The sequence below is a fragment of the Synechococcus sp. JA-2-3B'a(2-13) genome, assembly GCF_000013225.1.
In the GTDB taxonomy this organism is placed as follows: domain Bacteria; phylum Cyanobacteriota; class Cyanobacteriia; order Thermostichales; family Thermostichaceae; genus Thermostichus.
The window spans coordinates 437,412-460,740 of record NC_007776.1 but is presented as its reverse complement, the minus strand read 5'-3'; the positions used below and the strand labels follow the sequence as shown (position 1 = coordinate 460,740).

The window sequence follows — 23,329 nt, the reverse complement described above, 5'->3', positions numbered from 1 at the left end:
CAATTTACGCCGGTCAGATGAGCCAGGATGCCATGGGCCTCAGGCCGCGAGGGTGTAGGCTTTACTCTATGATCAGGTAGCGACGTCTCGCCTGTGCGGGATCCACTCCGGGCTTGCCATGACTGATCCAGATGCCTCTCTGGCGGTGGGACAACACTCCATTGTTGACCGGGCGCGAGTGCCGGCTCTAATTGCCCAGTACTTGCCGGTGGAGATCTGCATTTACTACCAAGTCGTCCCCTTGGCCCTGGATACCGACAGCCTCATCTTGGGCATGGTGGATCCCCAGGATTTGGCGGCGCTGGACTATGTGAGCAAAATGCTGACCTATTCCCAGATTTCCGTCCAGCCAATCCCTCTCACCGCTCAGCAGCAGCAGGATTTAATTGCCTACTACTTCAGCCATCCCCCCGACCCGGCAGAGGTGGAGCGGCTGCGCCTCCAGGCCCAAGCCAACCGGGTGACTCGGGAGGTTCCTGCTCCCGTGTCGGGGCCACCCACGCAGTTGAGGCCAACCCAGCCTCCGTCCGTCCCCGCCGACGAATCAGAAGAGACAGTGCAGCAGTTGCTCAACTCGATGCTGCGGCGGGCTTTGGATGAGAAAGCCGAGCAAATTTTCGTGGAGCCTCAAGAGGGGCCTTCTTGTCGAGTGCGCTACCGCCAGCAGGGGATTTTGCGGGATCTGTTCAAAGATCTCTCCGAGTCCATACGAGCGAAGTTGATCACCGCCATGAAGCGGATGATGGCGCTGGATCCGGAGTTGATCGGGGAGCCGCAGCAGGCAGAGGTGGAGCGGATGTACCGGGGGGAGCCACTGGTGTTGCAGTTGCGCATCATACCGCAGCGCTCCAAAAGTGGCCAGACTGCCGCCTCTAGAGAAGGGGCCATCTTGAGCATCCTGCGAGGGGAAGCTCTCCAGAAATATCAACAAGGCCAGAATAACCTCCGCGTCTCTGAGACCCTAGCTTTGGCCCAACAGACCTATCAACTGCTGCAACAATTGCAAAGTGCTCTCAGCAACACAGTTGACAAGCTTAAGCAGTACCCCAGTCCGCCGCGGAGCGACTGGCCCCTGATGACGGAGGTGTTGGCAGCTATTCAAGCCCAAGCCCAGATGATCGCCATCCACCAGCAGGACTGGGAAAAACTCAATTCCGGCAGTTGACCCCCCAAAACCAGCCCCGAGCAACATCCCTTCAACGGGATCCCTCCCGCAGCAGCACCAAAATCACTCCGGCAATGATGCTGATGGTGGCACCGGCAATCAGGCTGGTGGCCAGACGTTCCAGCCGTTCCCCGATGGTTTGTGAGGTGTCGAACTTAAAAGTGAGCTTTTCGACATCGCCCGAGAGCTTTTCAACATCGCCCGAGAGCTTTTCGACATCGCCCGAGAGCTTTTCAACCCGCTCCGAGAGTTTTTCGCTATCCCCTGAGAGCCGATCGATCCGCCTCAAAACTTCCTCTTGTTGTTGGGTGAGACGAGCTATTGCTTGGCTATTGGCCTCGACCAGGCGCTCGACTCGCTCTAGGCGCTCTTCTGTTGAAATCGTCATAGGGGCTAACAGTCGCGAGTACGGTACACCAGAATACCCATCCTATGCTATTGCCGGCTATTCGTCTCTCCGGCAGGGGTTTAATGGGAGGGCCTCCCATTCTGCTGCCCTGGATTGGGTGCGGTAATCTTGAGATCGTGAAGTCTTGTTCGTTAGCTTCCATGCCGTCAAAAGATCCAACTCCTCTGCCCAAGCCCCAGTCGCCATCAGGGGAAACCCCTGCCAGCTCGGGATCCCGCAGCTGGTGGCAGGCGCAACGGGAAAACCTTCTGACGGTGGTGCTGGCTCTGTTGCTGGCCTTCGGCATTCGCACCTTTGTGGCAGAGGCGCGTTGGATCCCCTCCGATTCGATGCTGCCCACTCTGGAAGAAGGGGATCGGCTGGTGGTGGAAAAGGTCAGCTACCGCTTTGGTTCGCCCAGACGAGGCGATATTATTGTTTTCAACCCTCCCGCCAAACTGAACTTCGACGGGGCCTACATCAAGCGGGTGATCGGCCTGCCGGGAGATCGCATTCGCATCGCCAACGGTGAGGTCATCATCAACGGGATCCCGCTGCGGGAAGACTACATCTATGCCCCCCCCGACTATTCTTGCCCTGGCGAGCGCTGTCCTGGAGTTCCCAATCAGGGATCCGAATTCGTGGTTCCTCCCCGCTCCTATTTTGTGATGGGGGATAACCGCAACGACAGCCAAGACTCCCATGTGTGGGGTTTCTTGCCGGAAGAAAACATCATCGGCAACACCATTTTTCGCTTTTGGCCCCCAAATCGCCTACACTTTTTCGCCCCGCCAGAATATCCTGAGCTTCTTCCAGAGGCCCAAGTGTTGGGCAACACAGCCCGGTAGAAAGCCAGCTTGACCCTGTCGGGACTGCTCAGTGCAGCCGCTCCAGCACATAGTCCACCATCTGAAACAAAGCACGACGCGCCGCAGAGTCCGGCAGGCTATACAGCGCTTCGGCAGCCCGCTGGGCGTAGTCGCGGGCCAACTGACGAGAGCGTGGGATCCCTTCGCTTTGATACACCCACTCCAGGGCCTGCTTCAGGTCTTGCGGGTTGGACAGCTCCCTGAGAATGAGCTCTCGCATCTGGGGAAATTCCTCTAGGGCAAACAGAACGGGTGCAGTGAGGTTGCCCTGGATGAGGTCGGATCCCACAGGCTTGCCAAGCGTCTCTGCCGAAGCGGTGAAATCCAGCAGATCGTCGACAATCTGAAAAGCAATGCCCAGATCCCGCCCAAAATCGAACAGGCGATCCGCCACTTCCTCGCTAACCCCGCTCAGCAGGCCAGCAGCCTTGGAACTGCCGGACATGAGGGAGGCCGTTTTGTAGAAGCTCTTGGCCAGGTAGTCTTCCATCGACACATCCGGGTCGAAGCGGGTGAGGCTCTGGCGCACCTCTCCCTCCGGCAAATCCATGATTACTTTGGAAAGGAGCTTCACTACCTCCAGGTTGTCCAGATTGGCCAAGTACCAAGCAGCTTGGCCGAAGAGGTAATCCCCCGCCAGCACGGCTATCCGATTGTCGAAGAGGGTATTCACCGTATCGATGCCCCGTCGCACATCGGCAGCGTCGATGACATCGTCGTGAACCAAGCTGGCCGTGTGGATCATCTCAGTAATCTCTGCCAAGCGCCAATGCCGTGGGGTAATCTCTCCATCTGGGGTGGTGGCACGGGCAATGAGGAGCACGATGGCTGGCCGGATCCCTTTCCCCCCCGCCGAAAACAGATGTTCGGCAGCCATGGCCAGGATGGGGTGCTTGGCACTGACCAACCGCGTTAGGTTCTGGCGTAAACGCTCCAGATCCGCTTCTACAGGGCCAAAGGGGGAGAGCACAGAGGTCATGGAGCCAAAGTATGAGAGGTTTTACAAAATTTCACATCTTTTTCTATTGTAGAGTACCCCATCGTTCTCGGGGAAAACCAAGCGGTATCATGCAGGCAGTCCTTTGCCCTTTTTATGTCGGATCCCGTCCCCCCACTTCGATCTCATTCCGTTCCGCCGCTCCCTTCAGAACCCGATTGGGAGGAGGAGTGGGAGCTGGCGCTGGAAAAGCCGCCGCTGTCTGGGCGGGCCCAGCCTCACCATCATGATCCCCAGTCTCGGCGCAAGTTGACCAACCGCTTGGCTCGCATCGAAGGGCATGTGCGTGGGATCCGCTCCATGATCGAGCAGGATCAGCCCTGTCCAGATGTGCTGCTGCAAATTGCCGCCGTCAAGGGAGCGCTGGATCGGGTGGCGCGGCTGATTTTGGACGATCACATTCGCCACTGCATCCGCCATGCCATCGAGACCGGCAATATCGAGGTGGAGCTGGAAGAGTTGCAGCGGGCTCTGGATCGCTTTATCAGCTAAGTCTCGATGGCCAGATTTAACTTGATGAAAGTCTCCCCTTGCTTGGCTCAGGGGAACGCCAAACTGGGCTGTCAATATCTGCAGCGGGGGCTGGCCGTTGTGATGCTATCTAGTACCCCAGGTCATTCAGAAGGTTGGGGGGAGGGCTGGGCATAGCGCTCCAGCAGGGATGCGCTTTTCAGTTGCCACTGCAGTCCCATGAAGGCCCAGTCGATAAACTCGTTGATCTCCTCAGCGCTGAACTGCATGGCTTTGCCGATCTGGAAAATAAGCTCCTCTTCCTTTTCCACCAACTGGCTGTTCACCACCGCCATCGCCGCCAGATCCCGCAGGATCAAGGCCCCCGCCGCGTTGCGCATGGGCGGGATCCCGCTGATATCCAAAGGCGCACCTGTTTCATCCGCCAGATAGGTCTGGGCCAGTGGCGCTTCGATGCCTACCCCTTCTGCAATTTGCATAAAAAAAGAGGTTTCTTCTTCGTCCAACTGGCCATCCACTCGGGCCACCGCGATCAGGGCTTTGAGGTAGAGCTGGCGCTGCTCGTCTGTCAAATCGGCGTAGTTGATCATGGGGGTCGTCGCTGAGTGTGGGTTTTCTCTTTAACTCTGCCATGAAGATTGCCCTCCAAACCGGGATCCGACATTTTCCAGTCGAGGGGAAGATCGCCTAAAATAAAAAGCCTATGTCTACCGGCCAAGCGGCGAGACTCCGGGTAAGGTTCTGGGGCTTCAGCAGGCTTGGCGGGTCTAGGCGAACTCTTTTTTGGATTTTTTGGATCTTTACAGCTTGCGGAGCGTCCCCCAAGGAGTGGATACCCCATGGTCAAATTGCGGCTCAAGCGCTACGGAAAAAAGCGGCAACCCAGCTATCGCATCATCGCCATTGAAAGTAAAAGCCGCCGTGAAGCCCGTCCGCTAGAGGAACTGGGTTACTATAACCCGCGCACCAAGGAGACGGTTTTGCAAACGGCAGGCTTGCTGAAGTGGTTGCGTTGTGGCGCTCAGCCCACAGAGACCGTGGACAGTCTCCTCAAAAAGGCCGGCATCTACGAGATGTTGAAAGCAGGGGAAGGCGGAGTGGTTGCCTCGATTCGCATCCCGGCCATGGCCAAGCCTGAAGCTGGGATCCCTGAGGCGGCAGAAGAGGCCCCTGCAACAGAATCCGTGGCCGAGGCTGAGGTCGCCGATGTTCCCGAGTCTGAATTGAGCGAAGCTGCCACTGAGACAGCAGCGGCAGAATTAAGTCCTCCAGAAGCTGAAGTTGAAAAGCCTCAGGTTGAGGAAGCGGTTGAGGCCTAGGGTCGGCTAAGCTTGGCTTGGCCAGTTGTTCCCTCCTGTCGTCTAGCTCTCTATGCCAGACTACAAGGCTCTCGCCCATCTTTTGATCGAACCGCTGCTCAGCAGCGCCTCTCTTCAAATGGATGTGGAAACCACCTGTGGCGGGCGAAAGGTATGGCTGCGGCTGGCCTTTGACCCGAAGGATCGGGGGCGGGTATTCGGGCGGGGCGGGCGCACCCTGCAAGCGATTCGACAGGTGATGATGGCCGCAGCTCAGTTGGCAGGTCAATCTCTGTACATCGATATCTACGGAGAGGCGGGAGAGCGGAATCGGGAGGAGCGGGAATGAGCCAAATTCTCACCTTTCTGGGCAAGGGGGGCACAGGTCGGAGCACCTTGGCCGTGGCGGCAGCTCGGGCCGCAGCCCAGCAGGGGCGGCGGGTGCTGTTGGTGGGCCATCAGGCGGGGCCGGGGCTGGAAATGCTTTTGGGCGGGATCCCGCTTTCCGGCGAGCCGGTGACCATTGCTGCCAACTTGAGCGTGGTGCAGTTGCGGACAACCCAGCTGCTGGAGCAGTTCTGGACGGCGGCCAAAGAGCTGGAAGCCCGATACGTGCGCACCCCCTTTTTCCGGGAGATCTACGGCCAGGAACTGGGGGTGTTGCCGGGCATGGATCAGGCCCTGGCCCTGGAAGCTCTGCGCCGTTACGATGCCAGCGGCCAATACGACTGCATTCTCTACGATGGGCCAGGGGATCTGACCACCTTGCGGGCCTTTGGGATCCCGGAGGTGGCCAGTTGGTACTGGCGGCGAGCCTCCCAAGCTTTTTTGGGATCCGACTTGGCCAAAACCCTGCGACCCTTTGCCGAGCCCTTGTTGCGTTCGGTAAGCACCGTGGAATTTTCCTCCCTGGAGGATCTGCCAGAGCGGTTGGGGGGCATGACCAACCTTTTGGAGCAGGGACGACAGGCTATTGCCAATCCGCGCCGCGTGTTGGCCCACCTGGTGACCACCCCTGACCCGATGGCCGTGCAAACCGCCCGTTACCTTTGGGGGAGCGCTCAGATGGTGGGGCTGACGGTGGGTGGCCTCTGGGTTACCCCTCTGGCTCCGGGAGAGGTCTCGGCCGCCGATTTTTTCCCGCTGACACTACGAACACTCCCCCTGCGTCAGGGATCCGATTGGTCGGCTTTGGAAGCAGCGGTGGGGGGGATGTTCGCTGTGCCGGATGTGCCGCCGCCCGTGGCCATCGACGAGGGATCCCGTACAGTCAAGCTGTTTATTCCCGGCTTCAGCAAGGCCCAAATCGAGCTGAGCCAGTCAGGCCCGGAGCTGACCATTACCGCCGGGGATCAGCGGCGCAATTTGTTCTTGCCCCCCAGCTTGGCAGGTCGGCAGGTGACCGGGGCCAAGTTTCAAGAACCCTTCCTGGTCATCAGCTTCGGCTAAAACGATCCCCAGTTGTTCCCCTCTGTTCGCGTTAGCGGTATGGAGTCCTTGGGAGAGAGCGATGTTGGCCAAACGGATCATTCCCTGTCTGGATGTGGCGGCAGGGCGGGTGGTGAAAGGGATCCAGTTTGTGCAATTGCGGGATGCCGGGGATCCGGTAGAGCTGGCCCAGGCTTACGATCAGGCAGGAGCCGATGAGCTGGTCTTTTTGGACATCACCGCCACCCACGAAGAGCGGGAGATCTTGCTGGAGGTGGTGCGGCGCACCGCAGAGCAGGTGTTCATTCCCCTCACGGTGGGAGGGGGGATCCGCGATCTGGAGGGGATCCGACAACTGCTGCGGGCCGGGGCGGACAAGGTCAGCCTCAACTCGGCAGCGGTTCGGGATCCTGATCTCGTGGCTCAGGCCAGCCGCTGGTTTGGATCCCAGTGCATTGTGGTGGCCATTGATGCTCGCGCCAAGCCGCAGGGAGGGGGATGGGAAGTGTACGTGCGCGGGGGGCGGCAGCCGACGGGCCTGGACGCGGTGGAGTGGGCCAAAAGCGTGGCCGAGCGGGGGGCAGGGGAGATTTTGCTCACCAGCATGGACGCCGACGGTACCCAGGCCGGCTATGACCTGGAGCTAACCCGGCGGGTGGTGGATGCGGTGTCGGTGCCGGTGATCGCCTCTGGGGGTGCAGGAGCGTGTGCCCACATCCGCCAGGCTCTGCAGGAAGCGGGAGCAGAAGCAGCGCTGTTGGCTTCTCTGTTGCACTACGGCCAGTTAACGATTGCCCAAATCAAAGCCGACTTGGCCGCCCACGGCATTCCGGTGCGTTTCTAGCTTGGGGAGGGATCCGTGCAGGCTCAAGATCTGGCCGCTCTCCTGCCTGAGGTGTGCCGCCTGGCAGAAGCAGCAGGGCAGGCCATCTTGCCCTTCTATCGGCAAAAATCGCTGCCGATCCAACTCAAAGCAGATGCCTCCCCCCTAACTGAGGCGGATCTGGCTGCCCACCACCTGATCCTGCAGGGCCTGCAAGAGTTGACCCCAGGGATCCCCCTCCTCTCGGAAGAATCCAGCGATATCCCCTACGCCCAGCGGCAGGTGTGGCGGCACTTCTGGCTGGTGGATCCCTTGGATGGCACGCGCGAGTTTATCGAAGGCAGCGGCCAGTTCACCGTCAACATTGCCCTTGTCGAGGTGGGGATCCCCATCCTGGGGGTCGTCCATGCCCCAGCTCTGGGCCTCACCTACGCGGCTGCGCAAAAGCTGGGGGCCTGCAAGAGGGAAAGGACTCCGTCCTGCGTTCACGAACAGCCCATCCGCACCTGCCCTTACGCCCAAGAACCCCTACAAGTGGTGGCCAGCCGTTCCCACAGCAACCCGGAGACGGAGCAGTTCCTCGAGCGGCTGCGGCAGCGCTGTGGCTCTCTGGAAGTGAAGTCTGTGGGCAGTGCCCTAAAGCTTTGCCTTGTGGCCGAAGGATCTGCCCATCTCTACCCTCGCTTCGGCCCCACCATGGAGTGGGATACTGCCGCTGCCCAGTGCATTGTGGAGCAGGCGGGGGGAAGGGTTACCGATCTGGTAGGGGATCCCTTGCGCTACAACAAGCCCGACCTGCACAACCCGCCCTTTGTAGCGGCTGCCGAAGGCATGGCCCAACTGTGGCAGAACCTGATCCCCTGAGCGAAGCCCCGGCTACATGCCCATCTCTGTGGGGTTAAAGCCATCCGGGAACTTGGTGTACTCGTCGTAAAGGGCACCGCGGAAATGGGTGTTGGTGATGATGGCTCCGCGCAGATCGGCCCCAATCCGCAGATCGGCTCGGTTCAGCTCGGCTTCGCTGAGGTCGGCCCTGAGCAATTTGGCCCGGTAGAGGTTGGCCCCCCGCAAATCTGCCTTCACCAACTTAGCCCCAATCAGGTTCACCCGTCGCAGCTTGGCTCCGCGCAGGTCGGCTCCCGAGAGATCTGCTCCCGACAAATCCGCCTCGCGCAAATCTGCCCCACTCAAGTCGGCATCCCGTAGGATAATGCCCTTCAAATTCGCGCCACTCAACTGCGCTCCACTCAGGTTGGAGCCCGAAAAATCCCGTTGGCCAGACGCATAAGCCTGCAACAGTTGCTTGGCATCCAAGAGAGGCTTGATACTTGCTGTTGTCATTGTTGCTTGTTCTCTCACAAAACCGTAGGCAAACTAACCTCAGCCCTGCCGGAAGCAGGCTGTGACCCTTTCGCAGGTTGATTACCCTCTGGGGATCCCTGCCACTCGAGGTGGAACGCTTTACTGACAGACTTTGCCCTGCTGGTCGGCAGAAGGGCTGTCAGAGTTCTTGTTGGTTAGCTTACCACCCCCCGGCCCAAACTCAGCCCGGCAAGCCTTGAGAGTCGGAGGAGAGCGACATTCCGCCTGTTAGAGCTGGTCAATCTCCTTGCGCAAATTTTCCAACTCCAGATCGACCTCGCTCTCACTTGCGGTGGAAGGTTGGCCTGAGGACTTTGACCCTCCAGAGGGCAACTGACCCTGGATCGACGCCTTGAGCATCAGCAGCTCGTGATCTACATCCGAGCCACCCGCCTCCAAAGCGGCAAACTGGTTTTCCAAATTGTCCACCGCCAGCTCTGCCACTGCCGCCGACTGAGCTTCCAGGGAGTTCACCTTCTCCTCCATGCGCTCAAAAGCGGCAAAGGCGCTTGTGGCGTCCACCCGCCCGATGACCTGGTTGATTTGTTGAGAAGCTTTGGCCGCGCGGGCGCGGGCGATGAGCATGTCTTTTTTGGTCTTGGCCTCAGCGATCTTGCTCTCCAGCTTGGTCATGTTGGACTTCAGGATCTCCACCTGCTTAGTCTGCTCATCCAACTGCCGCTTCAGGCTTTGGGCAGTCTCGGCAAAGGTTTTCTTGCGCACCAGCGCTTCCCGAGCCAAGGCTTCGTTGTTGTTGCGCAGGGCCAACTCGGCGCGTCTTTGCCATTCGTCAACACTCTGCTGCGCTTGCTCGTACTGTCGCTCTATTCGCTTCTGGGCAGCAATGGCCTGGGCAACCGCTTGCCGCATCTGGTAGTGATCCTCAGACATGTCCTGAATGGTCTGGTTCAGGATTTTCTCCGGATCCTCGGCGCTGCTGACCAGCGCATTGATATTGGATCTAATGATTCGGCTGACCCGATCGAACAATCCCATCGGTTGCTTCCCCCTCTAGCGGTCTGACCTAATGCTACCCTTGCTGCTTTGATGCCTTCCAGTGCTTCTACTCCAGTATAGGGATCCATAGGGCTCCGCTGAAAAAAGCTGTAACGTTCTCTTGCCCCAATACCCTCCAGAGCCGATAATGCTTGCTTAACTTCGTTTGCTGACCGACAATCCCTGTTCTCTGATCGGGGCCATCCGCAGGTCGAAACGAAGTTGAGTTTGGCCGGTGTTGTTGGGAGTTCTCCGCCCCAGGTTCACGATTCAGGAGAGGGATCCGTGGCTCAGCGCCCGATTATTCTGGGTATTGTTGGTGATAGTGCTGCTGGAAAAACCACCCTCACCCGTGGCATTGCCCAAGTCTTGGGGGAAGAAAACGTCACTGTCATCTGCACCGACGACTACCACCGCTACGACCGCAAACAACGCGCTGAACTGGGGATTACAGCCCTCCATCCCGACTGCAACTACCTGGATATCGTTCAGCAGCACCTGACGCTCTTGCGCACCGGCCAGCCGATCCTAAAGCCCGTCTACAACCACAGCACCGGCACCTTTGACCCGCCAGAGTATGTCAAGCCCAACAAATACGTGATTGTCGAAGGGCTGCTGGGCTACTTTACCCGTGGTATGCGGGATAGCTACGATGTCAAGGTTTATTTGGCCCCTCCCGAACATCTACGCGCCCTCTGGAAGATTAAGCGGGACACCCGCAAGCGCGGATATACCGAAGAGCAAGTGCGAGAAGAGCTCAAAAAGCGCGAACCCGACTCAGAGGCTTTTATTCGTCCACAGCGCCAATGGGCCGATGTAGTGGTCACCTTTTACCCGCCCCAAGAGGGATCCGACCAAGACGAGGTATTGCTGAATGCACGCTTGGTGCTGCGCCCCACCATTCCTCACCCAGATTTTTGGCAAATCCTCAATGCCCGCGACAATCACCTTAGCTCTGCCATTCGTTTGGATTTGGATCGGGATATGGGCAAGCCCGTCGATGTTTTGCAGATTGATGCCCATGCTACGGCCAGCCAAGTGATCGAATTGGAGCGGATGCTCTGCAACGAAATCCCTTACCTGGGCAAGTTCTGTAGCTTAGAGGGAAACCCCAATATCGGCCAATTGATCGGCACCACCGGCGAGCTGCTCCAGAGCTATCCCCTGGCTTTGACTCAGTTGCTGATCACCTACCACATGCTAAAAGCGGCCCATATCTACCAGTAGAATCCGTGGCGGTGAGGGATCCCCAGTTTCGCAAGACCTGCAGGGTAAGGCTCGGCCCAGCACGGTAACCCGCTCCCAGAGCAGAGTCTTGTGAGCTTCTGTCAAGGACATGGGCTGTGCTGGAATTGAACCAGCGGCTCCCACCGTGTCAAGGTGGTACTCTACCACTGAGTTAACAGCCCCTACGAGCGATGCCGCTGTGCATCTGCCTGAAGGCCGGAAACAAATAATATCACATCTTAACCTGTCCCATTGGGGTCAACCTAGGTGGAGAGTGGACAGGTGCCCTATTTCAAATCAAAAAGGGGATCCGGTCAGCAACTGGTAGTGCAGCACCTGGGGTGGGCGAGCAAAGTAGGGTTCGATGAGGGCACGCCAGCGGACAAAGTTTTCCGATTGGCGAAAGTTGACCAGATGGGCCTCTAGGGATCCCCACTGAACGAGCAGTAGGTATTGCTGAGGGTGCTCCAGACAGCGCTGCAGTTGGTGCCCTTGGTAGCCGTCGGTCTGCTGCAAATAGATGAAAGCTTGAGCGATGGCGGCTTCAAAGGCGGCTTCAGAGCCGGGGGTAATTTCAAACTGAGCCACCTCAAGGATGGAGGAAGCAGTCATGGGTTAGGTATGCAGGCCGCATTCGGTTTTGCTTGTGCCCTTCCAGCGTCCAGAGCGGGGATCCGCCCCTGGCTCAACAGGCGCAGTGCAGTGGAGGCAGCCGATACTGGGGTAGTGGCGATCGTGCAGGGGGTTGTAAGGGATCCCGTGGTCAAGGATGTATTTCCAAACTTGGCCATTTGTCCAGTCGGCCAGCGGGTTGAGTTTGAGGCGGTTGCGCTTGCCGTCCCACTGCACCTTGCCGATATCGGCGCGGGTGGGGGATTGTTCCCGACGCATCCCTGTAATCCAAGTGGTGCAACCGGCCAGAGCACGATTCAAGGGCTCCACCTTGCGGATGTTGCAGCAGAGGTCGGGGTTAGAGCGATACAGTTCTGGCCCGTATTGAGCTGCCTGCTCTTCCGGGGTAAGCAAGGGCTTGAAGATCTGCAGTTGCAAGTGGGGGTAGCGCGCCAACACCTGCTCCCGCAGTTGTAGGGTTTCCGGGAAGTGAAAATCGGTGTCCAGAAAAAAAGCGCGAACACGGGGGTTAATCGCCGTGAGCAGATCGATCAGCACTAGGTCTTCCGGGCCAAAGCTACAGGCCAGCACCAGCCCATCTCCAAATTCTTCAACCGCCCAGGTGAGCAGGTCGCTTGCCGACAAAGGCTCAAACCGTTCGCTCAGGGACGCCACTTGAGGTTGATACTGCTCCCGCAGCGCTTGAGCCGCCAGCTCCCAGCGGCTAGAAGGAGAAAGGCTTGCTGTCATAGGGGGAAGACACCGAACTCGACGATTTTTGCTTTTTTTAATCTACACTAATTCGGTCAAGCTTTAGGGGTTTTGATTACCAGGCGGCAGCGGGCAGAGGGAGAGAGCGGGATCCCTTGGCCCGGAGAGGGATTTGTCCCCAGCGATCCCGTCGGATCCCCATCACCAAGCCGTGCCAGAGGGGGCTGGGATCCAATGCCGGCAACTTAACCCAGTGGTAGCGCAACACCCCTCGCCGTGGGTTCACCTCCAGCTCAAACACCCGCAGAGCCGAAACCGGCCCCACCAGAGGAGGTGCTGTCAGGTAGGGGATCCCATCGCGGACATACACCTTCGGCACATGCAGGTGGCCACTCAGCACCGCCACCACCCGTCCGTGACGGGCCAAGAGAGCGTGTAGCGCCGAGGCTGGTTCGCTGAGGAGCCGGTACTTGCGAAACAAAACCGCGTCCATTTGAGTGGGAGCAATGAAGGGCGGCTGATGGATCAGCAGGATCAGCCATTCTTCCGGCACCGTTTGCAGATGTTCGCCCAGCCAGTGCAGTTGGGAGGGGCGGAGCACGCCCTGAGGCAAAGGGAAGCGTCCTAAGCTGGCGTCGAGGGCAATCAAGCGGATCCCGGGCAGAGGGGAAAGGCTGTAATCGACGTAACCAGTGGGAGCCAGGGACAGGGGAAATTGGCTTTGGCACCAACGGATAAACTGATCTCGGTTAAAGCGTCCCTTTCTCCTCAGGGTGTCGATATCGTGGTTGCCCAGGCTGAGGTAATAGGGCACCCGCAGTTGGGCAACAATCTCCTGGAAAGATTGAAAGCTCTCCGGATCCGCTTGATCCACCAAATCCCCGGTAAACACCACGAAGTGCAGATCGGGCACCTGGTTGAGATGGGCAACGGCGGCTTCCAACTGGCGGCGGGGGGAATCGGACATCCACCAACAGCGGCACCCCGTCTCGGGCATCAGGTGGACATCTGAGACTTGAGCAAAGCAAATGCGTTGGGTTGCCATTGTTTAGGTACTTATTCACACCTCACGCCCGCATCATAGTCAATGATGGGCTGGGGGGCTATGGGATTCTCTTAACCTCAGCCGGATCTGGCGAGCACCTATTGGGAACTGAGGACAGGTAGGGCTATGAAAGGGGCGCGCAGACTGGTCAAATTGGTCTGAGAGGGTTTCCCAGGCTGTCACCCCCAACTTCTCTCCCAGCAGGAGAGATTGAATGGATTGATGAGTAGTAAAGCGGTCTGTATCCTTTGCTCCATCCCATACTTCCCGGCTCTGGAAAACTGACGGATACAGTGCTTCAACACCGACCACATCCCCTCAATCCGATTCAACTCTGGTGTATACACAGGCAAGGGAGATTGGGTCGCCAAAATCCGGTTTACCCCCTTGCCCATCAAGCCGTGGGATCCAACCGCATCAACACCTGCCCAAACTCCACCGATTGCCCATTGCTCACCAAAATCTCGGTCACCACGCCTGCCGCTTCGGCCTCGATCTCGTTCATCAGCTTCATGGCCTCGATGATGCACAGGGTTTGGCCCTTGTTCACCCGTTGGCCAACCCGCACAAAGTCAGGTTCACCTGGAGCTGGGGCGCTGTAGAAAGTGCCCACCATTGGTGACGTCACGTCTATCCAATGGCTGGGGGTGGATTTGGGAGCAGTGGGAGGAGGGGGCGCTTCTGCAGGAGCAGGAGGAGGCGCAGAGGAGACAATAACCGGACTGGCGGGGGTGGAGGAGAGCTCAGTCGGGATCCCTTTGCGCAAGGTGAGGCGAAAATCTTTGAACTCCAGAGTTAGCTCGGTAACATCGCTCTCTTGCAGAGCGGCCAGGAGAAGACGAATTTCCTGCCAATTGACAACATCCAAGGGAAGGTTCACTCCTGATGCATCACCTGTCCACAACAGAAATCCATAACCGAAAAGGAGAGGGAGAACTCACTCCCGGCCCAGATAGGTGTCGGTGCGGGTATCGACCCGAATCCGTTCTCCAACCTTGATGAACAAAGGCACCTGGATCTCAGCACCGGTCTCCAGCTTGGCCGGCTTGGTTCCCCCAGTGGCGGTATCTCCTTTCACCCCTGGATCTGTTTCCACCACTTCCAGAACAACGGTGTTGGGCAGCTCCACATCGATCACCTGCCCATTCCAGCGCAAGATTGACACTTGCATGTTTTCTTTCAGATATTTCACGGCGGAGCCAATTTGGGCGGCGGTAATTGGAGCCTGCTCATAGGTCTCCATGTCCATAAACACCAAGTTGTTCCCTTCCGCGTAGAGATACTGCATCTCGACTTTTTCGATGGTGGCTGCGGGCAGGGTTTCACCGGCGCGGAAGGTTTTCTCCACAACGTTGCCAGTCTGCATGTTTTTGAGCTTAGTGCGCACAAAGGCTGCCCCCTTGCCGGGTTTCACATGCAGGAACTCGATCACCTTGTAGGGAGCTCCGTCAATTTCTACAGAGACGCCAGGGCGCAAATCGTTGCTTGAGATCATGTCAGCAGAGGGATCCGTTGCTTAGACTTCCCAATATTACCGTGACGATGGGGCACTCCGTTCGCGCTGGGGAGGCGGAGTCCGATTCAGCCCTCTGAGATCAATCGGGGGCTGGCGACCGTAGAGGGGCAACACCTCCTGCCACTGAGGGCGCAATCCGGCCCGAAAATCGGCGCGGGCCAATTCTGCCAACGCCACCACAGGTGCAGAATCCACAAAATCGGCGGCATTCACGGATAGAGCTTGCGGCCACTGTCGGAGAGTTGCCTGCCAAGCCTCTTCCTCCCAGAGCCGATCGGCCACTTCTGCAGCGACACCCTCTTCTGTCACCCGATACACGCCGCCATACCGCTCTCCTCGTTTGGCGTCCATCTGCACCGCCACCGTCAAGGGCTGGGGCGGGGATCCCTGCTCCTGCCACACCTGGCGGGCGAGGACGGCCAAAGCCGAGTAGCCAAACACGGGAATGCCCAGTTGCTGGCCCAGCAGACGGGCCACGCTCACCCCCAAACGGCTGCCCGTAAAGCTGCCCGGCCCCAAAGCTACAGCGATCCCAGCTATCTGCGACCAAGCTTGACCGGCCAAGAAGACTTTCAAGCAGGGGTGCAACTGCGCTGCCATCTCCCGATCCAGCCACCAGCTCTGACTGCGGGTTTCTCCCAACCCTGGCTCCAACGGCAGCAGGGCCAGGCCCAAAACGGGCGTGGTGGTGTGGATCCCTAAAATCCAGCGGACAAGCGACATGGCCTCTCTCAGGATCAAAAAAGGTGGTTGACGAAACTTAACGGATGTTTTAAGTTTAGGTTGTCAATCTTCGCACTTCCTCAGGGAAGTTTGTTCTCATGACTACTGTTATCCAACGTCGCTCAACCAGCAACGTGTGGGAGCAGTTCTGCGAGTGGGTCACCTCCACCGATAACCGCCTTTACATTGGCTGGTTTGGGGTGCTGATGATTCCCACCCTCCTGACTGCCACCACCTGCTTTATCATCGCCTTCATTGGGGCTCCGCCGGTGGACATTGACGGCATCCGCGAGCCCGTTTCTGGTTCCTTGCTGTACGGGAACAACATCATTTCTGGGGCTGTAGTGCCCTCTTCGGCAGCCATTGGCCTGCACTTTTACCCGATTTGGGAAGCCGCCTCACTGGACGAGTGGCTGTACAACGGCGGTCCGTACCAGCTGATTGTGCTGCACTTTTTGATTGGGGTGTTCTGCTACATGGGACGCGAATGGGAGCTGAGCTACCGTTTGGGGATGCGGCCCTGGATTGCGGTGGCTTACTCGGCGCCCGTGGCAGCGGCCACAGCAGTGTTTTTGATTTACCCGATTGGGCAGGGGTCGTTCTCGGATGGGATGCCCCTGGGGATTTCGGGGACCTTCAACTTCATGCTGGTGTTCCAGGCAGAGCACAACATCCTGATGCACCCGTTCCACCAGCTGGGCGTGGCTGGCGTGTTTGGGGGTGCGCTGTTTAGTGCCATGCACGGGTCGTTGGTGACCTCGAGCCTGATTCGGGAGACCTCGGAAGAGGAGTCTCAGAACCTGGGGTACAAGTTTGGGCAAGAGGAAGAGACCTACAACATTGTGGCGGCGCACGGGTATTTTGGCCGGTTGATTTTCCAGTATGCGTCGTTCAACAACAGCCGGAGCCTGCACTTTTTCCTGGCGGCTTGGCCGGTGATTGGGATTTGGTTTACGGCGCTGGGGATCAGCATCATGGCGTTCAACCTGAACGGGTTCAACTTCAACCAGTCGATTGTGGACAGCAACGGTCGAGTGGTTGGGACGTGGGCTGATGTGCTGAACCGTGCCAACCTGGGGATGGAAGTGATGCACGAGCGGAATGCGCACAACTTCCCGCTGGATTTGGCGGCGGTGGAGGTAGCGCCTGCGGTGCGTGGCTGATGGCCTGACCTGACGCTTCAACAGCATTGGTGGATCCCCCGGCTTGGTCTGGGGGATTTTTTTGTTCTCTTTGCTGGGGTGATCTTTCCCAGAGCTTTTCTAGAGTTAAATTGGGGCCATTGCCTCTGTGACTTAGGGATATGGCAATCATTTCTTCTCGGGATACAGGCCAGAACGCTGAGGGCCCCAAGCGGCGGCAGCAAAAGTCTTCAGCCTGGAGAAAAGAAGTCAGAGAGTTGAGCTTTGCTGGGGAAAGGGGAGCGGATCCCTCTGCCCTGTTGCAGCCGCAAGCCCACCCTGGCGAAGCCCAGGAAGAATCCCTGCGCCCGCGCACCCTAGCGGAATATATTGGCCAGACGGAACTTAAAGAAGTGCTCTCCATTGCCATTGCGGCGGCCCGCGCTCGCCAAGAGCCTCTGGATCACCTGCTGTTCTACGGCCCGCCTGGTCTAGGCAAAACCACGGTGGCAGCAGTGCTGGCGGCAGAAATGGGATCCCAGTTCTACATGACCACCGCGCCGGCTTTGGAGAGCCCCCGCGACATTGCCGGGTATTTGGTGCGCTTGAAGCGGGGGGATGTGTTGTTTATTGACGAGATCCACCGCCTGCCCAAGGTTACAGAAGAATTGCTCTATCCGGCGATGGAGGATTTTCGTCTTGATATCACCATTGGCAAAGGTCGCTCTGCTCGCATCACCTCTCTGCCCTTGGAACGCTTTACCCTCATCGGGGCCACAACCCGCATTGGCGCCCTCACTTCTCCGCTGCGGGATCGCTTTGGCCACGTGCAACGGCTGCGCTTTTACGAGCCTCACGAGCTGGTGCAGATCGTGCTGCGCACGGCTCGCCTCTTAAATGTCTCCACCGATCCAGAAGGGGCTGCAGAGATCGCCCGCCGTTCTCGGGGCACGCCCCGCATTGCCAACCGCCTGTTCAAGCGGGTGCGAGACTACGCCCAGGTGCGAGGGGATGGCCACATTAGCCAAGAAGTGGCAGCAGCCGCTCTGGAGCTGTTCCAGGTGGATCCCATGGGTTTGGATTGGATCGATCGCAAGCTGCTGACGGTGCTGGTGGAGCAGTTCGGTGGAGGGCCAGTGGGCTTGGAGACGATGGCCGCGGTGACGGGTGAGGATCCCCAAACCATTGAAGAAGTGTATGAGCCTTATCTGCTGCAAATCGGCTACCTGCAGCGCACGCCCCGGGGTCGAGTGGTTACCCCTGCTGCGCTACGGCATTTGGGCTATGAAGCCCAGTCTCCTCTGCCTTTGTGGAGCTAACTCGTCTCTCCCCTCACCCCCGACCCCTCTCTCACAAGAAAGAGAGCAGTTGAGAGCCCCATCTAGCTACGGTCATTGCCCACAGGGCTGAAGCTGGGCACCACCAGCTCGCGGTTTTGCTTGGTGAGACGACCGTACAGCTCCTGCGTGTTGGGGAAGTTGGCCGCCGGCAAGGTGGGGAAGCGGCGATAGGGCACTGTGTCCTCGCCGAAGAGATCCCGATACTCCTGGGTGTTCAGCAGGGCGCGCACAAAGGCTTTCACCCCCTGGGTGGCCAAGATCTGGTTGTACTTGCGGATCTCCTGCTGGTTGAGAGGAGCACGGCCCAGGAAGTGCTTGGTGCCCAGCTCGATCACCTTGGTGTTGGGATAGGGGGCATAGAACTCGGAGCGGTACAGCTCGGAACACCCCAGGGCCTCGATGAACTCCTTGACGGTGATCTCGCCGTTGCGCAGCTTGGACTCGGCAGAGCTGAGCTCGGCGCTGATGTTGTAGATGTCCATATCCCGCTCGAAGACCTGCCGGTAGGCGGCGCGGATGAGGTTGTTGACTTCCGCTTTGTTGGCCAGGCTGGTGAGCTTGAAGACAGGGATCTCTTGGCGTACCTTGGGCACCCCCTGCTGGGCCCGCCGCTGGATTTCCAGCTCGCCGGAAGGCATATCCCGAGGCTGACCCAACTTGACAAAGAGAGGGATGTCGTCGTCGGTGCGAATGGGCTTGGTCACTGCCATGTCGGTGGAGCCGGGGCGCATCCGCCGCAGCGCCAGGCCGCCGGGGGTGAGGTAGCGCTCGTAGGGCACGATATCTTCCCCGAAGACCTGCTGGTACTCCTCGCCGTCCAAGATGGCATCCACCACCGCGTAGAACCCCTGCTTGGAGGCAATGTCAAACAGGCGGTTCATCTCTTGCCGTCCGTAGGTGGGTCGGCCCAGTAGCTTGCGGTGGATGAACTCGATGGCTTTGCAGACATACAAGCTGGACCAGTACTTGTTGCGGAAGAGATCCGACTTGGCCAGTTGGCGAATAAACTCTTTGACGGGAATTTCCCCCGACTCCAGCTTGATCTCCCAACGGGTTAGCCGTTGGCCTTCGTAGGGCATGTAACCGTACACCTGCTGGTAGCAGGCGCGGATCACCGCTTGCGTCGAGACTTCGCTGCCAACAATCCCCGCCCGCACCCCTAGCCGCCGGCTGCGATCGCCGGGAGTTTGGGTGAGCTTGAAGACTTTGGGGCCAAGGCTGCCGGGATCCCCTGCTGCTCTGGGATTGGTGCGCTCGTTGGTCAGGGCAAAGCCGCGCCGGATGAGGATGCGCTTGACATCTTTGTTGAAGGGAGCAGGGCGGGCGCTGAGGGAACGGGTTTCCTTGGGGAAGATGGCCCCAAATTGGATCTCCAGCGGGTCATTGCCGGAGCCATAGGCATGCTGATCCGGCAGGGGCCGGTTGTAGCGGGCAAAGAGGGTAATGAACTGGGGCACCTTGCGGCGGGGGGCAGCGTAGTTGTAGAGGTCGAATTTGGCCCCCCAGTTGGCGCTGGTTTGCGCTTCTACCCCCAGCTTGCGCAGGTAGGGTACCGTCTCTTCGCCGAAGTAGTCTCCGTACTCGCGGCTATCCACCAGCGCGTCCACCAGGCCAGCCAGACCCTTGCTGGAGATGATGGAGAAGTAGGTCTGCACTTCCTCGCGGGTTTCGGGAGCCCGCCCCAGGAAGTGGCGGAAGGCCAGCTCCACGACGCGGCTGTTGATGTAAGGCTCGTAGAACTGCTTGCGATACAGCTCCGATTTGCCCAGGCGGCGAATGAACTCCTTCATGGAGATCTCGCCGTTTTTCACCTTCGACTCCAGGTCGGAAAGCTTGAGGCCGTAGGCGCGGCGGATATCCCGCTCAAACACCTGCCGGTAGGCGGCCTTGATGACTTCTTCTTTCTCGGCGTTGGACAGCCCCGGCTTCATGGCAAAAACGGGAACTTTTTCGGCAGCCAAGTTGTAGATCTGGGGTAGCTGCAGCCCTTGCAGAGGGATCCCGTCGGCGGTGCTGGCATTGCGCTGCCGCAGCTTGTCGGAAGGGGCGGGAGCGATGAACTCGCTCAGCAAAACATCGAAGTATTGGTTGATGATGGCAACTGCTTCGGCATCTTTGCGGAAGTAGCCAGCCGCTGCCCGCTTCATCTCTTGAATGGCGACAATGGTGGCCTCGGCGGAGCAGGCATTTTCGATGATCTCCCGCAGGCCGCGCGTGTTGACGGCGATGATACTGGGATCCCCGGCCACCAGGGCGTAGGTAACGTAGCGCAAAAACCAGCTCAGATCCCGTAGCGATTTGCGCATGTTGGCAGCTCCGTAGCGGGAGATGTTGATGGGGCGGAAATTGGGGGGAATCTCCACACCGCTGGCGCTAAAGATGTTGCGGATGGCCTCAATGAATCCGCCGGTGGATTCCACGTAGAAGGCAGTACCCAGCTTGAAGGCTTCTTTCTCGTCTTGGGTCGCTTCTGGCCGCTCCAGATAGGCCATGGGCGAGCCCCCTGTGAAGATGCGGTTGGCTGCCCGGCTGACGATGATTTCCGAATTGGCCGCAATGACCTCGGCAATCTCTAGCCGTTTCAGGCCGCTGGAGAAAAAGTCCTCGAGGCGATCCAGCTCGGTGCGTCCCAGATAGCGATCCTGCTGTTCCGCCTGGGAGATGGTCGATACAGGCACGGTTTGGTAGAGACGGGGGTTGGAAACGACTGCGCCAGCGGATACGTTGATACCCATCGATCTTTTAAACTCCGTTTTGATCGAAAAAACTGCCGACAAAGGCCGAGGACAGTGCCATCGAAGGGGGTGAAGAGGCTGACCCACGACTGGAGGAGCATCCCTCTCTAAGCTGAGAAGGATCGATGCCCGATCCCTGAGGGGGAAGCCAAGCCTAGAATACTAGGGGCACGGGCCCAGAGTGGGGAGGTTGTTGCAGTTTGTAACACTGTTTCTCATCCACAAAGACATGGCTCTCAACCCAGCTCTACCCTCCCATCTGTTGTCTTCCGCTTTTCTCCTTGAGGATTGGGAGCAGGGACATTACGAACGCGTTACCCAGGTTTTACAGCAACAGCTCGAGCAGGGATCCCCCTCTCCAGAGCTGTATTGGGAGCTGGGAGCCGCCTATCTCCTGCTGGGTCGGGAACTGGAGGCGCAGCTGGTGTGGCAAGAGGGCTTGGCAATGCTGCAAGCGGGGGGGGTGGCCGAATCCGAGGCCGTCTACCACCTGCTGAGGAGCTTGCAGGCTTTGGCGGAAAGCCTGTGGGAGAAGGGCCATTGGCCGCAGGCAGCAGCTCTGTATCGGCAGCTTCTGGAGTTGGGGGATGGACAGCTGGAGCTGTCTTCTGGCCAGGCTTTGGCTGCTCACCGCATTGGCCTGACCCAAGAGCGGAGCCGGCTGTGGGCTGCGGCAGCGGAGTGGTTTGAGCGGGCTTGCCAGCAGGATCCGACGGCGGCAGAGAGTTTTTGGCGCTGGGGCTTGGCCCTGATGAAGCTGGGCCGTTTGCGAGAGGCGATTTCCCCTCTGCAGGAGGCTGCGCGGCTGCGCCCTGAGTGGGGGGATCCCTGGGTACAGATGGGCCTGGCGTGGCTGGATCTGCAGGATCCAGTTCAGGCTGTGGGGTGTTTCCAGGCGGCTGAGGCGCGGGGCACCGGGACAGCGCAGCTCTACAGCTACTGGGCGGAAGCGGAAGTGCGGTTGGCTCACCCTGAGGCGGCTTGGGAGAAGGTTTGCCGAGCGGTGGCAGCGGAACGGAATTGGGTGCAGGCGTGGTGCGAGGGCAGCGGCGGAGAAAGCCCTCTGCGATCTGGACTGGAGCAGGCATGCAGGGGAGAGGGATCTGCGAGGATCCCCGATTTCCTGTATTCGGCTTGGCGGCAGCGTTGGGCTCCAGAAGGCGTTGCCCCTCCAGCAGACTCCTTTTCCCAGAGCACTCCCCCTACAACTGACTTCTGGCCAGTGCCAACCCAAGGCTACCTCACCACCCGACAGTGGCATCAGGCCACGGGCGAAGGGGACTACCAACTGCTGGATCCAGGGGGGGTTCTCTGTCTAAAAGCGCCCCCTGCGGCTGATCCCGCCATTTTGCAAAAGCTGCGCCCGCAGCGCATCCCCTTGGCAGAGACCTTTGTCGCCCAGATCCCCCGAGGATCCGTCCACGTGGGCCACTATCCCCGCCACCTCTACGCCAGCTTTGCCAGCGGGGTGCTCACCCGCCGGGGAGAATTGCTCGCCGATCTATCCCTGAGCTTGCCGCCGCCGGAGTTCCTCGACTGGGACTACAGGCCAGATCACCTGCGACACCACCCCCTGCTGGGCTTGCCCCATCTCCCCCCACCGATCCCACTGGATGGCCCCGTTGCCCTTTTGCCCTTGGGGGCAGTTAATTACTTTCACTGGATGGTGGATATTCTGCCGGCCCTCGATATCCTGCAGCGGTCGGGCGCCCTGGAAAAGGACATCCCCATCTTGATCCACGGGTATCAAAGAAAGCCCTTTCAGGTGCAGAGCTTGGCTGCTTTGGGGATCCCAGCCGAGCGCATCCTCAGCTTTGAGCAGTTGGGGGGATCCCATCTGCAAGCCCAGAACCTGATCGTGCCCTCAGCAGGCGCTCCGGTGGGGTGTTTGACGCCTAGGGGATTGGAGGTGCTGCGGCAACTGGCCCAGCCGAGTTTATCCATTGACCCCTTACAACCGCGGCGGATTTACATCAGCCGTCGCTCTGCCCGCTGGCGGCGGGTGATCAACGAAGCGGAGGTGCTGGCCTGCTTGCGCCCCTGGGGATTTGTACCGGTGCAGATGGAAACCCTCTCTCTTCCCGAGCAAATAGCCCTAATGCAAGGGGCAGAGGCAGTGATCGGGATCCACGGGGCGGGCCTGACCAACCTCGCCTTTTGTCCACCCGGCACCACCGTCATCGAGATCTTGCCCAGCAATGCAGTGCTTCCCTATTTTTGGAGTATTGCTCAGGTGGCAGGGTTAAGGTATTTCCCCTTGGTGGCGCCTGTTTGCGATCCGGCTTTGGTGGCTCTTCTTTCCAGCCCCGATTTGGATCGAGAAGATGCCTGGGTTCGGATCCCGGACTTGCTGAATGTGCTGGAACAGACAGGGATCAGGGGATAATGGGATCGGAGGGACTCGAACCCTCACGTTCTTGAGGAACAACGGATTTTAAGTCCGTAGCGTCTACCATTCCGCCACGATCCCAATCTGTCGGCAATAGCCGTACTACTCTACCA

At 59.0% G+C, this 23,329-nt stretch carries 24 protein-coding genes and 2 tRNA genes; 12 read left to right on the top strand and 14 right to left on the bottom strand.

Annotated features, from left to right (window positions below; translation table 11 throughout):
* Positions 1 to 118 precede the first annotated feature (118 nt).
* Entirely contained in the window at positions 119 to 1,165 is a 1,047-nt protein-coding gene (locus tag CYB_RS02150; protein ID WP_011432109.1) for a general secretion pathway protein, read from the top strand.
* Positions 1,166 to 1,196: 31 nt separating this feature from the next.
* Here the strand turns inward: CYB_RS02150 and CYB_RS02145 are convergent, their stop codons facing one another.
* Positions 1,197 to 1,553, bottom strand: a complete 357-nt coding sequence (locus CYB_RS02145; protein WP_011432108.1) for a hypothetical protein — start codon at positions 1,551 to 1,553, stop codon at positions 1,197 to 1,199.
* Between the two features lie 161 nt (positions 1,554 to 1,714).
* Here CYB_RS02145 and lepB point away from each other — a divergent pair, with 161 nt between their 5' ends.
* Positions 1,715 to 2,401, top strand: a complete 687-nt coding sequence (gene lepB / locus CYB_RS02140) for a signal peptidase I (protein ID WP_041436160.1) — start codon at positions 1,715 to 1,717, stop codon at positions 2,399 to 2,401.
* A 28-nt stretch (positions 2,402 to 2,429) separates the two neighbouring features.
* On the opposite strand, the gene sds is transcribed toward lepB, so the two are convergent.
* Positions 2,430 to 3,401, bottom strand: a complete 972-nt coding sequence (gene sds / locus CYB_RS02135; protein ID WP_041436149.1) for a solanesyl diphosphate synthase — start codon at positions 3,399 to 3,401, stop codon at positions 2,430 to 2,432.
* Between the two features lie 114 nt (positions 3,402 to 3,515).
* On the opposite strand from sds, the gene CYB_RS02130 reads away from it, so the two are divergent.
* A complete protein-coding gene (locus CYB_RS02130; protein ID WP_011432105.1) occupies positions 3,516 to 3,911 on the top strand; it encodes a metal-sensing transcriptional repressor in 396 nt (131 codons plus the stop codon).
* 122 nt (positions 3,912 to 4,033) lie between these two features.
* On the opposite strand, the gene CYB_RS02125 is transcribed toward CYB_RS02130, so the two are convergent.
* Positions 4,034 to 4,480, bottom strand: coding sequence for a TerB family tellurite resistance protein (locus tag CYB_RS02125; RefSeq protein ID WP_011432104.1), 447 nt, complete (start codon positions 4,478 to 4,480; stop codon positions 4,034 to 4,036).
* A gap of 249 nt (positions 4,481 to 4,729) precedes the next feature.
* Between CYB_RS02125 and rpsP the strand changes: the two genes are divergently transcribed.
* The 5 genes from rpsP (at position 4,730) to cysQ (ending at position 8,303) form a co-directional block, all read left to right on the top strand.
* A complete protein-coding gene (rpsP, locus tag CYB_RS02120) occupies positions 4,730 to 5,209 on the top strand; it encodes a 30S ribosomal protein S16 (protein WP_011432103.1) in 480 nt (159 codons plus the stop codon).
* A gap of 52 nt (positions 5,210 to 5,261) precedes the next feature.
* Entirely contained in the window at positions 5,262 to 5,537 is a 276-nt protein-coding gene (locus tag CYB_RS02115; protein ID WP_011432102.1) for a KH domain-containing protein, read from the top strand.
* Positions 5,534 to 6,637, top strand: coding sequence for a Get3/ArsA fold putative tail anchor-mediating ATPase NosAFP (locus CYB_RS02110; protein ID WP_011432101.1), 1,104 nt, complete (start codon positions 5,534 to 5,536; stop codon positions 6,635 to 6,637). The genes CYB_RS02115 and CYB_RS02110 overlap by 4 nt, the downstream gene beginning before the upstream one ends.
* Before the next feature lie 61 nt (positions 6,638 to 6,698).
* Positions 6,699 to 7,460, top strand: a complete 762-nt coding sequence (hisF, locus tag CYB_RS02105) for an imidazole glycerol phosphate synthase subunit HisF (protein ID WP_011432100.1) — start codon at positions 6,699 to 6,701, stop codon at positions 7,458 to 7,460.
* A 15-nt stretch (positions 7,461 to 7,475) separates the two neighbouring features.
* On the top strand, positions 7,476 to 8,303 hold the full coding sequence (gene cysQ, locus CYB_RS02100) for a 3'(2'),5'-bisphosphate nucleotidase CysQ (RefSeq protein WP_011432099.1): 828 nt from the start codon (positions 7,476 to 7,478) through the stop codon (positions 8,301 to 8,303).
* 12 nt (positions 8,304 to 8,315) lie between these two features.
* Here cysQ and CYB_RS02095 read toward each other — a convergent pair whose 3' ends face one another.
* The gene (locus tag CYB_RS02095; RefSeq protein ID WP_011432098.1) at positions 8,316 to 8,780 is read right to left on the bottom strand and encodes a pentapeptide repeat-containing protein; all 465 of its coding nucleotides are present in this window, start codon (positions 8,778 to 8,780) and stop codon (positions 8,316 to 8,318) included.
* A 249-nt stretch (positions 8,781 to 9,029) separates the two neighbouring features.
* Positions 9,030 to 9,797, bottom strand: a complete 768-nt coding sequence (locus CYB_RS02090; protein WP_011432097.1) for a PspA/IM30 family protein — start codon at positions 9,795 to 9,797, stop codon at positions 9,030 to 9,032.
* Between the two features lie 285 nt (positions 9,798 to 10,082).
* Here CYB_RS02090 and CYB_RS02085 point away from each other — a divergent pair, with 285 nt between their 5' ends.
* Positions 10,083 to 11,024, top strand: a complete 942-nt coding sequence (locus CYB_RS02085; protein WP_011432096.1) for a phosphoribulokinase — start codon at positions 10,083 to 10,085, stop codon at positions 11,022 to 11,024.
* 110 nt (positions 11,025 to 11,134) lie between these two features.
* Here CYB_RS02085 and CYB_RS02080 read toward each other — a convergent pair.
* The 7 genes from CYB_RS02080 to tsaB form a co-directional block, all read right to left on the bottom strand.
* A tRNA-Val gene (locus tag CYB_RS02080) sits at positions 11,135 to 11,206 on the bottom strand.
* Between the two features lie 115 nt (positions 11,207 to 11,321).
* Positions 11,322 to 11,636, bottom strand: a complete 315-nt coding sequence (locus CYB_RS02075) for an antibiotic biosynthesis monooxygenase family protein (RefSeq protein WP_011432095.1) — start codon at positions 11,634 to 11,636, stop codon at positions 11,322 to 11,324.
* A gap of 3 nt (positions 11,637 to 11,639) precedes the next feature.
* On the bottom strand, positions 11,640 to 12,386 hold the full coding sequence (locus CYB_RS02070) for a phosphoadenylyl-sulfate reductase (protein WP_011432094.1): 747 nt from the start codon (positions 12,384 to 12,386) through the stop codon (positions 11,640 to 11,642).
* Positions 12,387 to 12,462: 76 nt separating this feature from the next.
* Positions 12,463 to 13,392 (bottom strand): metallophosphoesterase family protein, encoded by a 930-nt coding sequence (locus tag CYB_RS02065; protein WP_011432093.1) that lies wholly within the window; start codon positions 13,390 to 13,392, stop codon positions 12,463 to 12,465.
* Positions 13,393 to 13,786: 394 nt separating this feature from the next.
* Complete coding sequence (gene accB, locus CYB_RS02055) at positions 13,787 to 14,260, bottom strand: acetyl-CoA carboxylase biotin carboxyl carrier protein (protein ID WP_011432092.1); 474 nt, start codon at positions 14,258 to 14,260, stop codon at positions 13,787 to 13,789.
* A 69-nt stretch (positions 14,261 to 14,329) separates the two neighbouring features.
* On the bottom strand, positions 14,330 to 14,887 hold the full coding sequence (gene efp / locus CYB_RS02050; protein WP_011432091.1) for an elongation factor P: 558 nt from the start codon (positions 14,885 to 14,887) through the stop codon (positions 14,330 to 14,332).
* A 36-nt stretch (positions 14,888 to 14,923) separates the two neighbouring features.
* Positions 14,924 to 15,631, bottom strand: a complete 708-nt coding sequence (tsaB, locus tag CYB_RS02045) for a tRNA (adenosine(37)-N6)-threonylcarbamoyltransferase complex dimerization subunit type 1 TsaB (RefSeq protein WP_011432090.1) — start codon at positions 15,629 to 15,631, stop codon at positions 14,924 to 14,926.
* 98 nt (positions 15,632 to 15,729) lie between these two features.
* On the opposite strand from tsaB, the gene psbA reads away from it, so the two are divergent.
* Positions 15,730 to 16,794 carry a photosystem II q(b) protein gene (psbA, locus tag CYB_RS02040; RefSeq protein WP_011432036.1) on the top strand — a complete coding sequence of 355 codons (1,065 nt, stop codon included), beginning with the start codon at positions 15,730 to 15,732 and terminating at the stop codon, positions 16,792 to 16,794.
* Positions 16,795 to 16,934: 140 nt separating this feature from the next.
* Entirely contained in the window at positions 16,935 to 18,071 is a 1,137-nt protein-coding gene (gene ruvB / locus CYB_RS02035) for a Holliday junction branch migration DNA helicase RuvB (protein WP_011432089.1), read from the top strand.
* A 62-nt stretch (positions 18,072 to 18,133) separates the two neighbouring features.
* Here ruvB and CYB_RS02030 read toward each other — a convergent pair whose 3' ends face one another.
* Positions 18,134 to 20,827, bottom strand: coding sequence for a phycobilisome rod-core linker polypeptide (locus CYB_RS02030; protein WP_011432088.1), 2,694 nt, complete (start codon positions 20,825 to 20,827; stop codon positions 18,134 to 18,136).
* Between the two features lie 193 nt (positions 20,828 to 21,020).
* Between CYB_RS02030 and CYB_RS02025 the strand changes: the two genes are divergently transcribed.
* Positions 21,021 to 23,213 (top strand): glycosyltransferase 61 family protein, encoded by a 2,193-nt coding sequence (locus CYB_RS02025; RefSeq protein WP_238376858.1) that lies wholly within the window; start codon positions 21,021 to 21,023, stop codon positions 23,211 to 23,213.
* Here CYB_RS02025 and CYB_RS02020 read toward each other — a convergent pair.
* Positions 23,214 to 23,297 (bottom strand) — tRNA-Leu (locus tag CYB_RS02020).
* Between the last annotated feature and the right edge of the window lie 32 nt (positions 23,298 to 23,329).